Origin of the sequence: Euryhalocaulis caribicus (assembly GCF_000412185.1) — a bacterium.
GTDB lineage: Bacteria > Pseudomonadota > Alphaproteobacteria > Caulobacterales > Maricaulaceae > Euryhalocaulis > Euryhalocaulis caribicus.
In genome coordinates, this window is sequence record NZ_ASJA01000018.1 from 19,995 (window position 1) to 32,871 (window position 12,877).

Consider the following 12,877-nt stretch of genomic DNA (forward strand, 5'->3'; position numbering starts at 1 on the left):
CGCGACGCCATGTTCGCCGCGGCCGAGGATGACGCGGGCGAACAGCTCCGCATGATGGAGGCGCTTCTGTTCGCCGCCGCCGAGCCGCTGGACGAGGCGACGCTGGCCGCCAAGCTGCCGAAGGGCGCCGACGTGCCGGACCTGCTGGACCGCGTTCAGGAGGCCTATGAGGGCCGCGGCGTGCAGCTGGTCTGCGTGGGCGGGGCTTGGCGCTTCCAGACCGCCTCGGACCTCGCCTGGCTGTTGGAGGACGTGCGCGAGGAGCCGCGCAAGCTGTCCTCCGCCGGGCAGGAGACTCTGGCCATTATCGCCTATCACCAGCCCGTCACCCGGGCGGAGATCGAGGAAATTCGCGGCGTCGCCGTCTCGAAAGGCACGATCGACCTCCTGATGGAGATTGGCTGGGTGCGCATGCGCGGCCGCCGCCGCACGCCGGGCCGCCCGGTGACATACGGCACGACAGACGCGTTTCTTTCCCATTTCGGTCTGGAATCGCTGGGCGACTTGCCCGGCAAGGCGGAGCTGAAAGCCGCCGGCATGCTCGATTCCCGCCTGCCCAAGGATTTCGAGGTTCCCGACCCCGGAATGCTGGCCAAGCTGGAGGAATCCCTGACCGAGGATCCGCTGGACGACGATTCCGAATTCCATATGGATTTCATGGACGAAGACACGTCATCGTGAGTGCCCCGCGCGTTGGACGCTCACGCGCCCGTGCGGTATTCATCAAGGCGAAACGGAGCCGCCATTCACGCGCGGCGTTTGATTGAGAGGGTGCGCCATGTCGCCCAGCATCTGGCAAATTCTGATTGTTGTTGTCCTGCTGCTCCTGCTGTTTGGCGGCCGCGGCAAGATTTCCTCCATCATGGGCGACCTCGCCAGCGGCATTAAGAGCTTCCGCTCCGGCCTCAGCGAGGAAGACGAGGAAAAGGAGAAGGAGAAATCCGCTCCGCGCTCCATCCCCGACCATGGCGAGACCATCGACATGTCGCCTTCCGGCGGCAAGGCGAAGGACAAGTCCTCGTCCTCTTCCTGAACCCGTCTTTTGAGGGCCTGACCGGATGATCCCGCAGATCGGCTTTACCGAGCTGCTGCTCGTCGGCGCGCTGGCGCTGATCATCGTGGGTCCGAAGGACCTGCCGCTGATGATGCGCAAGGTCGGCAAACTCTGGGGGCAGGCGCGGGGTCTGGCCCGCGAATTTCAGTCCAGTTTTGAGGAACTGGGCCGTCAGGCGGAAATCGAGGAGCTGCGCAAGGAGGTTGAGGCCCTCAAGCGCGGCGACCCCGTGAAAGATATCCAGAAAGATCTGGACGAGACCGGAGACGCGGTCATGGCCCCGCTGAACCGCAAGCCGCCCGCCGATGACGCCCATGGAGCCGGCGGCGCGCCGGAACCAGAAACAAAGGCGGAGGGCGATACGCCGGACGCCGGTGAGCCGCCAGAGGATGCGAAGTCCTCATGAGCGGCTCCCAAACGCCCCCGCCCGACATCACGGACAAGGACGACAGCCCGGACGAGGTGGAGTCCAGCCGCGCCCCGCTGCTGGAGCACCTGACGGAGCTGCGCTCGCGCCTGATCTTCTCCTCGCTGGTGATTCTGGCCGCCTTCATCGTCTGCTTCATTTTCGCCGGCCCGATCTACAAGTTGCTCCTCGTGCCGTTCCAGAACGCGGCCGAGCGCTATAATGACGGGCAGGGGCGGGAGCTGCAGCTGGTCTTTACCGCGCCGCTGGAATTTTTCCTGGTCAAGGTGAAGCTGGCGCTGGTCGGCGCGGTCGTCGTCGCCTTTCCGGTGGTGGCGTGGCAGCTCTACGCCTTCGTCGCGCCGGGTCTGTACAAGAATGAGCGCGGCGCGCTGCTGCCCTTCCTCGGGGCTATGCCGGTTCTGTTCGCCATCGGCGCGGCGATGGTTTTTTATGTCGTCCTGCCGCTGGTGATGAACTTCGCGTTACGTCAGCAAATCATGGAAGAAGGCATTGTTTCGGTTAGTCTTCTTCCAAAAGTTTCTGACTATTTCTCGCTGGTCACCGCGCTCCTGTTCGCGTTCGGGGCCGCGTTTCAGCTTCCCGTCGTCCTGACGCTTCTGGCCAAGGCCGGTTTCGTCACATCCACGGGCCTGCGCAAATTCTGGCGCTACGCGGTGGTCGTCACTTTCGTCCTCTCCGCCTTTGTCACGCCGCCGGACATCATCTCCCAGACCGTCCTCGCCATCCCGATCCTGCTCCTCTACGAAATCTCCATCTGGTGCGTGAAACTGATCGAGCGGCGGCGAGAGAAAGACGCGGACTGACAGGCGGCGCAAACCCGCCTAGACGCACCGCGGGCGCGCGGCTACACGTGCCCCATGCACGACATCAAAGCCATCCGCAGCGAACCCGAACGCTTCATTGAAGGCTGGGGCAAGCGCTTCATCGACGACCCGAAGGCTCTGGTCGATCAACTGATCGAACTGGACGAGGCCCGCCGCGCGTCCGAAACGCGCCGGCAGGAAGCCGAAACGGCCCGCAACGCCGCCTCCAAGAAGATCGGTCAGGCGAAAGCCTCCGGCGACGAGGCGGAATTCGAGCGCCTGCGGAGCGAAGTCGCGCAATACAAGAAAAATATCGAAACAGAGGGCGAACAGGCCGAGAAATTATCCACAGAGCTTGGGGATAAACTCGCCGGCCTGCCCAATCTTCCTGCCGACAGCGTGCCCGTCGGCCCCGGCGAGGACGATAATGTCGAGGCCCGCAAATGGGGCGAGCCGAAGGATCTCGGTTTCGTGGCAAAGGACCACGTCGCGCTGGGCGAGGGGCTCGGCATGATGGATTTCGAAACGGCGGCGAAAATCTCCGGCGCCCGTTTCGTCATGCTCACCGGCGGTCTCGCTCGCCTGGAGCGCGCGCTCGCCCATTTCATGCTAGATATCCAGACCACCGATTTCGGCTACACCGAAGTCGCCCCGCCGTTTATGGTCCTAGACGAAGCTTTGTATGGAACAGGGCAGCTTCCGAAATTTGATGCTGATGTCTATCGCACTTCATCCGCGGAAAAGACTCGCTTGGTTGCAGGTCTAGTCAGAGCCACTGGAAGAATTCTTGAAAAACTGCGCGATGTAATTCGTTCTGGTGAGAGTGATCAGGAGCTCGAGGAGCTTGTGCGAGACGCGGAGAATAAATCTGCGGATTTACAGTCGAAGCAATTTGGTCGGGATCATTTTCTCATACCCACCGCCGAGGTTCCGCTGACCAATATTGCCGCGGGCCAGATCTCGGACAATGACAGCCTCCCGCGCCGCTACACCGCCTGGACGCCGTGCTTCCGGTCTGAGGCCGGAGCCGCGGGCCGCGATACGCGCGGCATGATCCGCCTGCATCAGTTCCAGAAGGTCGAGCTGGTCTCGGTGACCCGGCCCGAGGATTCCGAGGCCGAGCATGAGCGGATGACTCAAGCCGCCGAAGCGGTCCTGCAAAAACTTGAGCTTCCATACAGGGTTATGACGCTTTCTTCGGGCGATATGGGATTCTCCGCGAAAAAGACCTATGACCTCGAAGTCTGGCTGCCGAGCCAGGACGCCTATCGCGAAATCTCCTCGGTCTCGAACTGCGGGGACTTTCAGGCGCGCCGCATGAGCGCCCGCTACCGGGACGCGGACGGCAAGCCGCAATTCGTCCACACGCTCAACGGGTCGGGCGTCGCCGTCGGCCGCGCCATGGTCGCCATTCTGGAGAACTTCCAGAATGAAGACGGCTCGGTGACCATCCCCGAGGCCCTGCGCCCCTATATGGGCGGGCTGGAGCGGCTGGAGCCGGCGGCGTGATTCCTGAAAACCCCCGCATCCTCCTGACCAATGATGACGGCGCCGACGCGCCGGGCCTGCAAACGCTTCAGGCCATCGCCCAGACTCTCTCCGACGATATCTGGACGGTCGCCCCGCGGGTCGAACAGTCCGGCGCCTCGCGCGGCATCTCGCTGCACGATCCGCTGCGCGTGAAGAAGCTGGGGGAGCGTTACTGGTCGGTCACCGGCACGCCGACCGACTGCGTCATGCTGGCCGTCGGCTCGCTGATGGGCGACACGCCGCCGGACCTCATCCTGTCCGGCGTCAATCGCGGCCAGAACCTGGCCGAACACGTCACCCTGTCGGGCACCATCGCCGGGGCCATCGCGGGAATGGAGCAGCGCATACCGTCCATCGCGTTGTCCCAGACCATGAATTTCCGCGAGCGCGGCTCCGCGCCCCGCTTCGATACGGCGGAGGCCTTCGCCCCGGACCTCATCAAGCGCCTGCTCAAGGCCGGCTGGCCGGAGAATGTGCTGATCAACATCAATTTCCCGGACGCCGCGCCGGAGGATGTCACGGAAACCGTTGTCACCTCCGTCGGCCGCCGCGACCGCGCCCTGCTGCAGATCGACCGTCGGCAGGACCCGGCGGGCCGCGACTATTACTGGCTGGGTTTCCAGAACAAGCTCTCCACGCCGGGCGAGGGGACGGACCTGGAAGCGGTCTATGCCGGAAAGATCTCCGTCACCCCGCTGCACATGGACCTCACCCATCAGGAAACCCGTGACGCGCTGGCCGCCGCCCTCGGCGGCGGGGAGGAGACGGGCTAGGCTCCCGGACCTTATGGCTCAGGACGCGCCCGACTCCCGCAAGATTCGCCTTCTCATGTCGCTGCGCCGCGCCGGCATATCGGACGCGGCGACCCTGCGCGCCATAGAGCGCACCCCGCGCGACCTGTTCGTGTCCGGCGGGTTCGAGGACCAGTCCTGGGACGACCGCGCCCTGCCGATCGAGTGCGGCCAGACCATCTCCCAGCCCTATATCGTCGCCCTGATGACCGAGAGCCTGAAGCTGGACGACCGCTGCAAGGTGCTGGAGATCGGCACGGGCTCTGGCTATCAGGCCGCCATTCTCGCCCGCATCGCCCGCCGCGTTTACACGATAGAGCGCTACCGCTCCCTGATGGCGGAGGCGGAGCGCCGGTTCCGCGAACTCAAGATCACCAATATCGTCCCGCGCGTGGCCGATGGCGGGAAGGGCTGGACCGAACAGGCGCCGTTCGACCGCATCATCGTCACCGCCGCCGCGCCCTTCCGCCCGGACGCCCTGCTGGACCAGCTCAAGCCCGGCGGAATCATGGTCGCCCCGGTCGGCGCGGGGGAGGTGCAACGCCTGATCCGCTATCAGAAGGATGAGGAGGGCGAGGTGAGCGAGGAAGAGCTGACCCAGGTCCGCTTCGTTCCCTTGCGCGAGGGCGTCGCCCGCAGCGAGGACCGCCGCTAGGCGCGGTCAATCAGAAAACCTCGGCCGCTGACCGCTCCCCGCTTTGGCGCGATGGGGATGGGGTCCTTGAGAGTGCGCCGCGTCGGGACGCGGTCAGGGCTTCGGCTTCGACGACGGGTGCATGGCCCGCCGCCGGTTAGCGACTGATATCAAGATGCAGGCTGGCGCGGTTTTGGATGCGCGGCGCGCTGAAAAATTACTGCGCGGGCGCCAGATAGGGCGCCGGCTCGATCAGTTCGAAGCGCGCCGAATGCTCGAAATAGTGGCGCAGCGTATAGGCGTGGCCGCTGCCATAGACCAGCAGGATCCGGTCGCCGTCTTCGGCCAGCCGCGCAGCGTTGGCGTAGATATGCAGGTTGCGGCCCCACCATTCGCTCATCTCGTCCGCGCCAACGGGATTATCCGCCGACCCGGCCTCGGCCATATCCAGATACAGGCCGTGGCTCTGGTTCAGCCATTCGGGATCGTTCATCAGGGCCAGCCGCCCGGCCACCCCCATCTCCGTCCATTCCGGCGATTCCAGCAGGGCGCGCAGCCCCGCGACGCTGGCCTCGAAATGCGCTTTCAGCTCCGTCTGCCCGGCCGTGTCCATCGCGCCGGTCATGGCGTCGAAATCCATGTCCGCCTTGTGGTCGACGGCGTAAATCCGCTCATGGCCCAGCTTCTTCGCCAGCCGGAACGCCAGTTGCTGGCGTTCATTCCCGGTCAGCGCCGCCTCGCCCTCCAGATAGGCCCGATAGGCCGTGTCGAATTCGGCCTGACGGTCCGGCGTCGCCTCGATCATGATCTTGTCCGGCGCCCATTGGGCCAGCCGGTCGGTTATCGCCTCCAGGTCCGCCTGCGGGCCGGGCGCAAAGATATTGTCGTCGGCCCGGCTGACCAGATCGCTGGCCGAGCCCTCGAAATGATAGGTGCCCAGGATCATCGCCTCGCCCTGCGGTCGCGCCTCCGGGTTCATCGCCGCGGCGGGCAGGGCGGCTGTCAGCGCGGCAAGGGCGGCGATCAGGATTACAGGGCGCATCGGGGTCTCCTTCAGGGCGTTAGGCGTATTGTTAAGAGGGATGCGCCCCGCGTCCGTTTCGGATGCGTCAGGCCTCCGCCGCCACCGCTTTCAGGAACTCCGCCGCTTCCTCTTTCGCCCAGTGCGTCTTCACATCGCCGGGCTTGGTGGATTTCACGTCCAGCGGCTCATCGCCGGTCCGCTCGATCCGCGCGCCGGACGTCACGCCCACGATTTCCCCCGCCGGGTTGATCAGCAGCGTGGTCGGCATGGCGAACTTTCCGCCGTCGCGCCAGTAGGCGAGGGCGTTCATGTACGCCGCCCGGTCTTCCGACCCGTCCACCCGGATCGGCAGGCGCGTCACGCCCAGCTTCTCGAACTCGGCGCGCGCGGCCTCAAGCGATACTTCGGTATCGCCCATCGCCCCGGTCTGAAGCGCGATAACCTGAATGTCATGGCCTTCCAGCGCCCCGGCCAGCGCATCAAAATCGGGCAGCTCCCACAGGCAGGGCGCGCACCATGTCGCCCACAGGTTCAGCACCGTCCACTGCCCCTCAAAATCGTCCCAGCTTTGCAGCCCGTCCGCCGTCTCGATCGGCGCGTCGATCAGCGTCAGCCCGTCCGGCGGCGCCTGGAATGTCCGCGCGAAGGCCAGGCCCCGCGCCGCCTCCGGCACGCCGTCCAGCGCCGCGCCTTCCGTCCCCGCCGCTTCCTCCGGCGGGCCGTCTTCCAGATAGTTGTTCATGTTCAGGCGGCTGATGATCGCCGAGCCCAGCGCGATCACGAACACGATGGCGAACATGATCCCGATAATGGTGCCTGATTTCACGCCCTTGCCCATTGCGCGCTGCTCCCTTGCCGTGCGGCCTGTCCTGATTCCGTTGACCCGGTTATAGCCCCGTTGCCCGCTCCGCGCGCCCCCCGTAAGGTCGCGCCCGAACGAACCGGACACATTCACCAAGGCGATTCATAAATTCATGAGCGTTCTCGACACCCAGCTCGACCCCGATTCCGAAGACTTCAAGGCCAATGCCGCCCATATGCGCGAGCTGACGGCCCAGCTCCGCGCCAAGACCGCCGACGCCGCCCTCGGCGGGTCGGAGCGCTCGCGCCAGCGTCATCTGGACCGCGGCAAGCTGCTGCCGCGCGAACGGGTGGAGCGGCTTCTCGATGTTGGCACGCCGTTCCTGGAGCTTTCCGCGCTCGCCGCCAACGACATGTATGAGGACCACATCAACGGCGCCGGCCTCATCACCGGCATCGGCAAGGTCTCGGGCCGCGAGTGCATGATCGTCTGCAACGACGCCACGGTGAAGGGCGGCACCTACTATCCCATGACGGTCAAGAAGCACCTCCGCGCGCAGGAGATCGCGCGCGAAAACCGTCTGCCCTGCATCTATCTGGTCGACTCAGGCGGCGCGAACCTGCCCCATCAGGCCGAAGTCTTCCCCGACAAGGACCATTTCGGCCGCATCTTCTATAATCAGGCGACGCTTTCCTCCGAAGGCATTCCCCAGATCGCGGTGGTCATGGGCTCCTGCACCGCCGGCGGCGCCTATGTCCCGGCGATGTCGGACGAGACCATCATCGTGCGCAATCAGGGCACGATCTTCCTCGGCGGCCCGCCGCTGGTGAAGGCCGCCACGGGCGAGGAAATCTCCGCCGAGGATCTGGGCGGCGCCGACGTCCACGCCCGCAAGTCCGGCGTGGTGGACCATTATGCGGCCAGCGACGAACACGCCCTGACGCTGGCGCGCGATATCGTCGCCAATCTCAACATCCAGAAGGCCGTGGACCTCGACATCGCCGAGCCCGAAGACCCGCGTTTCGAAACGCGCGATCTCGGCGGCGTCATCCCGCAGGACACGCGCCAGCCCTATGATGTGCATGAGGTCATCGCCCGCCTGGTCGACGGCTCCAAATTCCACGAATTCAAGAAGCTGTACGGCGAGACGCTGGTCTGCGGCTTCGCTCGCATCTGGGGCTATCCGGTCGCGATCCTCGCCAATAACGGCGTGCTGTTCAGCGAAAGCGCCCAGAAAGGCGCGCACTTCATCGAACTGGCGGCCCAGCGCGGAATCCCGCTGGTCTTCCTGCAAAACATCACCGGCTTCATGGTCGGCTCGAAATATGAGGCCGGCGGCATCGCCAAGGACGGGGCCAAGCTGGTCACCGCCGTTTCCTGCGCCCAGGTGCCCAAATTCACCGTGGTCATCGGCGGCTCCTACGGCGCGGGCAATTACGGCATGTGCGGCCGCGCCTTCGCCCCCCGCTTCCTGTGGATGTGGCCCAATGCCCGCATCTCCGTCATGGGCGGCGAACAGGCCGCCAGCGTGCTCGCCACCGTCAAGCGCGAAGGTATGGAAAAGCGCGGCGAGACCTGGCCGGAATCGGAAGAGGAAGGCTTCAAGGCCCCGATCCGCGAGAAATACGAGGAAGAGGGCAACCCCTACTATTCCACCGCCCGCCTCTGGGACGACGGCGTCATCGCCCCCGAAGATACCCGCCGCGTGCTGGGCCTTGGCCTCTCGGCCTCGCTCAACGCGCCGGTGCGGGAGACGAAGTTCGGCGTGTTCCGGATGTAGGCGATGAACCCGCTCGTCGTCGCCTATCTCTATCTCACCGCCGCCATCGTGCTGGAAATTGTCGGCACCACGCTGCTGCAGCAGTCGCAGCAATTCACGCGCCTGCTGCCGACGGCGCTGATGGGGCTTTGCTACGCCGCGTCCTTCTATTTCCTGTCGCTGACGCTGCGCACCATGCCGGTGGGCATCGCCTACGCGATCTGGAGCGGGCTCGGCATCGTGCTGATCTCGCTGATCGGGTTCGTATTGTTCAAACAGAAGCTGGACGCCGCGGCGCTCACCGGCATCGCCTTCATCGTCACCGGCGTCGTCATCCTGAACGCCTTCTCGAAGTCGGTTTCGCATTAGCGCCCTTGGCCGCTAGGCTGGGCGCGTTAGATTCAGCAGGGCTTTGAAAGCCACGGGAATAGTCTTGATGATCACTGCCTCGCTTATCGCCGCCGCCCTCGCGCTCACCGCCCAGACGGAGGCGCAGCAGCAGGCCGTGCAGGGCGCCTGCGCCGCGGCGCTGATCTCCACCGGCTATCGCGACGTTTCCTACGGCCCGGCCTTCGAGGACGAGGGCGGGGCGGGGGACCTCCTGATCGTGAAGGGCCGCCGCTCGGCCCAGCCGGTCAAGACCTTCCTCTGCCGCCTCGACCCCGACAGCGGCGAGGCCGCCGTCACCCAGATTCCGAACACCTATAAAATCATCATCTCCGACCGCGGCGCCGACGCGATCCAGAACTATCGCCGCAACGAGACGGAGTGACCCGCCGTCTGATTATTCATGTCGGCCCTGGCAAGACCGGGACATCGGCGTTCCAGAAGGCTTGCGCGGCCGACCGCGCGGGCCTCGCCGACCGCGGCGTTCTGTATCCGGATTTAGGCGCGACGGCTCATCATCCCGTTGCCAACGGTATCTCGCTCGATATTGGTTATAAGGCGAACCTCAATCCGTTCGAAAAGCTACTGGAACAGGCAGAGGCAAGGCCCCATGACGTGCTGCTTTTGTCGTCGGAAGGGTTTACGCGTGCGCTCTTCCAGACCAGCCGTTTCTTGGAGAACTATTGCCGTTTCTGGGAAGCGCGCGATTACGCGGTCGAACTCGTCTGCGCCGTCCGTCCGCGCGAAGAAGCGCTGGAATCGCAATATTGCCAGCGTGTCAAAATCCTGAACCAGGGCATGAGATTCGGTCCCTGGGTGCGGGACAGCCTGCGCGAACTGCCGCCTTATTTGCGCTTCTGGAAAGATCCTCCGCGGGCTCTTTCACGCCGCGCCGTGACCTTCATTCCATACGACGCGGCCATGAAGGCCAATGCCGCCGCGGCGATATTTTCCGCTATGGGTCTGGCCGGCAGGGAGCCGGCGGGCGGGACAGGCCGCATCAACCCGCATCCGGGCTGGCGGCGCGTGGAGGCCTGCCTCCGCTTGACGCGCGCCAGATTCCGCCGCGTCGGGCCGGTCGCGCCCGGGCTGGCGAAGTGGGATTGGGGACGCATTGAACCCATGCTGAAAATCGTTACCCGCGCCGCGAGGAAGCAGGGATGGGAGGAGGAACCCTTCCAAGGCTTCACGCCGGAAATCCGTGCCCTCGCTGAACAGCGGCTGGGCGAGACGCAGGAAGCCTTCGCACAGGCGCAGTGGGGCCGTTCCTGGCGGGATGTATTTGGCCCGCCAGCGCTGCTTCCGCCCGCCAATGAATTCGATCCCCGCAACGCCGATCCAGAGGACAACGACGCCATACAGGCCGTCGTCCGCGACGCGCTCCGCGCTAAACCCGAACGCAACGAAAAGGCGCTCTCCAACCGCCACGCCCGCTGGCCCCTCGGACCTGGCAATTCCTCCACGTAGCAGGGATAAAGCGCAGAGTTTCCCGGGAAAGGCGCTTGTCTGGACCCCGCCTTCGAGACGCCCTGCCGGACTCCTCAGGCTAAGGGAGGGGGGGTGAAGCTGTTGGTTCTTCTCACGCTTCTATCACCCTTCCCCTGAGGAGCCGCGCCAAGGGCGCGGCGTCTCGAAGGGCCAGAAAGCAGGGACAACCCCGAAAATATCAGACCGGCCTCCGGGACGGCGTAAGCTCTCCGGTGTTCGCCGTCATGCGAGGGGCTTCGGATCCGGTCGCCCGAGGGACGGAGTTGAACGCGGTTCCCGGGATACGGGGCTCTCTGACCAGAGGGCTCACGTCCCGGCGCACCGCCAGGCGCCAGTCTGAGGCTGAAATGCCCTGGCTATTAAGACTCTGGCGGCAGCGGATGGAGAGGCCGGTCGAGGCGACTCCCGCCCTCCGCAAAAGAACCGCGCGGCGCGTCTCAAGGACGCGAAACATAAACACTACGGTCTCCGGCGTCCCGATAGACGCGCCGCGCCACCCTTGCCCTCTGACTCGATCAGAGGGGTCGTGTTTCTCTTTTCCAACCTCTGCGGCGAATGCGCCGTGGAGGCGGAGGCGCTTACCCCAACGAGTCCCCGGAAATCGCAAAGCGATTATCCGGGGTCCAGAGACGGCAGCCCCGTTGCAAACTGGATCCCGGACAATGGCTGCGCCATTTCCGGGAGCTGAAAAAGAGAAAGGCAAAAAGAACGTCATCCTCCAACGGACCCCGGCCTTGAGTCGGGGGGAGATCGGAGGACCCAGTTGAAGTCTCAGCGACCCACGATCCCTGGGTCCTCCGGTCAAGCCGGAGGATGACGGTGAAGAGAGCTAGAGGGCAAGGCAGAAAACCTCTCCCCCATCCGGAAGCGAAGAAAGCCCGAGATCCCTGGCTCAGCCTTCACGCCTCCACAAAAAAGGCCGGCCTCCGGGAGTTGTGGAGGCCGGCCTTCAGGGACGCCCCGCGCTTAACGCACAGCAAAGCGCCGGGGCGTTGTCAGGGTCTATTCCTGGCTGGCGGCCGGATCCGCTTCCGGCGTGTCGCCGGCCGCGGCTTCCTCGCCTTCGGAGGGCAGGGGCGCCATCGTCGGCATCGGTTCGGGTTGCGCCTCAACCGGGGCGGATACGGGCTGCACCGCGGCCGGCGCGGGTTGCGCGGCGGTCTGCTGCATCACCGGTTCCGGCGCGGCTTGCGGCTGGTCGCAGCCTTTACCCTGGTACAGGCCCACCATGTAGAACCAGCGGCGCTCGGCCAGTTGCTTGCGTTCTTCCTCGGCCTGTTTCTGGCGCTCCATGGCGCCGCTCAGGACGCCGCCGAACATTCCGATGGCGCGCGCGGCCTGATAGCCCCCGGCGCGGATCGCCAAGTCGGTGCCAAGGCCCATGGCGGCTTCGCCCAGCACGGCGCCGGACGGCTGGCCGCCGATCTGCTCTTCCATGGTGCGGGCCTCTGTAATCAGCTGTTCGCACGCATATTGCGCGTCGCCCAGCTGCATGGGCTGGAAGCGGCTGTCCTGGGCGTGCGCCGCGCCGGCGCTGGCCAGAATGGCGGCGGTTGCGATGTAACGGATCATGTCAGGTCTCCTCCTTGATCGGTGGTCGAAAAAAGGGGCTGAACACGTTCCCCCCCTTGGCTTGCGATGGTGGCGGCGCGCCGGGGCGCCGGCATCATCAAAAAAGATGACGCGCGGACGCTTCGGTCAGCGGCGAGACAACGCGGCTTTCCTCCATCGCCGCCGCCTCGTTCAGGGCCAGCGCGCACTCGCTCAGCAGCGCGTCGAACCGCTCCGGCTCGCGCGAGGACAGGCGGCTGGCGTGATTGATGGAGTCGATATAGCCGCTGGCGAAAAGCTGGCCCCGCGGGGTGTAGTTGAACGCCATGCGCCCCCAGCGGTCGGCAAGCTCGGCGGCCTGCGGATCGCCCCCGCGCTGGCGCACGGCGAACGCCGCGGCGCAGGTGACCGCGCGGTCCAGCTCGGCCTCGGCCAGTTCGGCGTTTGTTTCCCCGCCGCAGCCGGAGATCAGGCCAAGGCAGAGTGCCGCCACGGCGGCCGGAATGTGCAGGGACAGGGGCATGGGCGTCTCCCTTTTCGCAAAGGCGTCAGATAACGATCGCCCAAGCGTGCGCCGGGAGACGGCGCGGCCGCATCATCACTTTTGAGGAATAAAAACCGGGG

The 12,877-nt window shown here is 65.3% G+C and carries 15 protein-coding genes; 11 read left to right on the forward strand and 4 right to left on the reverse strand.

The features are described from left to right. Positions 1-9: 9 nt before the first annotated feature. From scpB to L338_RS13520, 7 genes are all read left to right on the forward strand, one after another. Positions 10-681 carry an SMC-Scp complex subunit ScpB gene (scpB, locus tag L338_RS13490; protein WP_051122801.1) on the forward strand — a complete coding sequence of 224 codons (672 nt, stop codon included), beginning with the start codon at positions 10-12 and terminating at the stop codon, positions 679-681. A gap of 97 nt (positions 682-778) precedes the next feature. Continuing rightward, complete coding sequence (locus L338_RS13495) at positions 779-1,033, forward strand: twin-arginine translocase TatA/TatE family subunit (protein WP_022698923.1); 255 nt, start codon at positions 779-781, stop codon at positions 1,031-1,033. A gap of 25 nt (positions 1,034-1,058) precedes the next feature. After that, positions 1,059-1,460 carry a Sec-independent protein translocase protein TatB gene (gene tatB / locus L338_RS13500; protein ID WP_033311440.1) on the forward strand — a complete coding sequence of 134 codons (402 nt, stop codon included), beginning with the start codon at positions 1,059-1,061 and terminating at the stop codon, positions 1,458-1,460. Then, entirely contained in the window at positions 1,457-2,287 is an 831-nt protein-coding gene (gene tatC, locus L338_RS13505) for a twin-arginine translocase subunit TatC (RefSeq protein WP_051122799.1), read from the forward strand. The genes tatB and tatC overlap by 4 nt, the downstream gene beginning before the upstream one ends. Before the next feature lie 54 nt (positions 2,288-2,341). Then, complete coding sequence (gene serS, locus L338_RS18130) at positions 2,342-3,796, forward strand: serine--tRNA ligase (RefSeq protein ID WP_022698925.1); 1,455 nt, start codon at positions 2,342-2,344, stop codon at positions 3,794-3,796. Then, positions 3,793-4,590, forward strand: coding sequence for a 5'/3'-nucleotidase SurE (surE, locus tag L338_RS13515; RefSeq protein ID WP_022698926.1), 798 nt, complete (start codon positions 3,793-3,795; stop codon positions 4,588-4,590). The genes serS and surE overlap by 4 nt, the downstream gene beginning before the upstream one ends. 13 nt (positions 4,591-4,603) lie before the next feature. Next, on the forward strand, positions 4,604-5,263 hold the full coding sequence (locus tag L338_RS13520) for a protein-L-isoaspartate(D-aspartate) O-methyltransferase (protein WP_022698927.1): 660 nt from the start codon (positions 4,604-4,606) through the stop codon (positions 5,261-5,263). Positions 5,264-5,459: 196 nt separating this feature from the next. Here L338_RS13520 and L338_RS13525 read toward each other — a convergent pair whose 3' ends face one another. After that, positions 5,460-6,284 (reverse strand): DUF5694 domain-containing protein, encoded by an 825-nt coding sequence (locus tag L338_RS13525; RefSeq protein ID WP_022698928.1) that lies wholly within the window; start codon positions 6,282-6,284, stop codon positions 5,460-5,462. Positions 6,285-6,351: 67 nt separating this feature from the next. Beyond that, a complete protein-coding gene (locus L338_RS16720) occupies positions 6,352-7,104 on the reverse strand; it encodes a TlpA disulfide reductase family protein (RefSeq protein WP_022698929.1) in 753 nt (250 codons plus the stop codon). 136 nt (positions 7,105-7,240) lie between these two features. Between L338_RS16720 and L338_RS13535 the strand changes: the two genes are divergently transcribed. From L338_RS13535 to L338_RS13550, 4 genes are all read left to right on the forward strand, one after another. After that, on the forward strand, positions 7,241-8,848 hold the full coding sequence (locus L338_RS13535) for a carboxyl transferase domain-containing protein (protein WP_022698930.1): 1,608 nt from the start codon (positions 7,241-7,243) through the stop codon (positions 8,846-8,848). A gap of 3 nt (positions 8,849-8,851) precedes the next feature. Then, positions 8,852-9,196 (forward strand): DMT family transporter, encoded by a 345-nt coding sequence (locus L338_RS13540; protein WP_022698931.1) that lies wholly within the window; start codon positions 8,852-8,854, stop codon positions 9,194-9,196. A gap of 67 nt (positions 9,197-9,263) precedes the next feature. Then, positions 9,264-9,599, forward strand: a complete 336-nt coding sequence (locus L338_RS13545; protein ID WP_022698932.1) for a hypothetical protein — start codon at positions 9,264-9,266, stop codon at positions 9,597-9,599. Further along, entirely contained in the window at positions 9,596-10,681 is a 1,086-nt protein-coding gene (locus L338_RS13550; RefSeq protein ID WP_022698933.1) for a hypothetical protein, read from the forward strand. The genes L338_RS13545 and L338_RS13550 overlap by 4 nt, the downstream gene beginning before the upstream one ends. Positions 10,682-11,704: 1,023 nt before the next feature. Here the strand turns inward: L338_RS13550 and L338_RS13555 are convergent. After that, the gene (locus tag L338_RS13555; protein WP_022698934.1) at positions 11,705-12,274 is read right to left on the reverse strand and encodes a hypothetical protein; all 570 of its coding nucleotides are present in this window, start codon (positions 12,272-12,274) and stop codon (positions 11,705-11,707) included. A gap of 97 nt (positions 12,275-12,371) precedes the next feature. After that, positions 12,372-12,776 carry a hypothetical protein gene (locus L338_RS13560; protein WP_022698935.1) on the reverse strand — a complete coding sequence of 135 codons (405 nt, stop codon included), beginning with the start codon at positions 12,774-12,776 and terminating at the stop codon, positions 12,372-12,374. Between the last annotated feature and the right edge of the window lie 101 nt (positions 12,777-12,877).

Excerpts from the sequence above, each read along its gene's own strand:
- scpB (WP_051122801.1), top strand. The coding sequence starts at position 10 with ATGTTCGCCGCGGCCGAGGATGACGCGGGCGAACAGCTCCGCATGATG.
- L338_RS13495 (WP_022698923.1), top strand. The coding sequence starts at position 779 with ATGTCGCCCAGCATCTGGCAAATTCTGATTGTTGTTGTCCTGCTGCTC.
- tatB (WP_033311440.1), top strand. The coding sequence starts at position 1,059 with ATGATCCCGCAGATCGGCTTTACCGAGCTGCTGCTCGTCGGCGCGCTG.
- tatC (WP_051122799.1), top strand. The coding sequence starts at position 1,457 with ATGAGCGGCTCCCAAACGCCCCCGCCCGACATCACGGACAAGGACGAC.
- serS (WP_022698925.1), top strand. The coding sequence starts at position 2,342 with ATGCACGACATCAAAGCCATCCGCAGCGAACCCGAACGCTTCATTGAA.
- L338_RS13520 (WP_022698927.1), top strand. The coding sequence starts at position 4,604 with ATGGCTCAGGACGCGCCCGACTCCCGCAAGATTCGCCTTCTCATGTCG.
- L338_RS13525 (WP_022698928.1), bottom strand. The coding sequence starts at position 6,284 with ATGCGCCCTGTAATCCTGATCGCCGCCCTTGCCGCGCTGACAGCCGCC.
- L338_RS16720 (WP_022698929.1), bottom strand. The coding sequence starts at position 7,104 with ATGGGCAAGGGCGTGAAATCAGGCACCATTATCGGGATCATGTTCGCC.
- L338_RS13535 (WP_022698930.1), top strand. The coding sequence starts at position 7,241 with ATGAGCGTTCTCGACACCCAGCTCGACCCCGATTCCGAAGACTTCAAG.
- L338_RS13540 (WP_022698931.1), top strand. The coding sequence starts at position 8,852 with ATGAACCCGCTCGTCGTCGCCTATCTCTATCTCACCGCCGCCATCGTG.
- L338_RS13545 (WP_022698932.1), top strand. The coding sequence starts at position 9,264 with ATGATCACTGCCTCGCTTATCGCCGCCGCCCTCGCGCTCACCGCCCAG.
- L338_RS13555 (WP_022698934.1), bottom strand. The coding sequence starts at position 12,274 with ATGATCCGTTACATCGCAACCGCCGCCATTCTGGCCAGCGCCGGCGCG.
- L338_RS13560 (WP_022698935.1), bottom strand. The coding sequence starts at position 12,776 with ATGCCCCTGTCCCTGCACATTCCGGCCGCCGTGGCGGCACTCTGCCTT.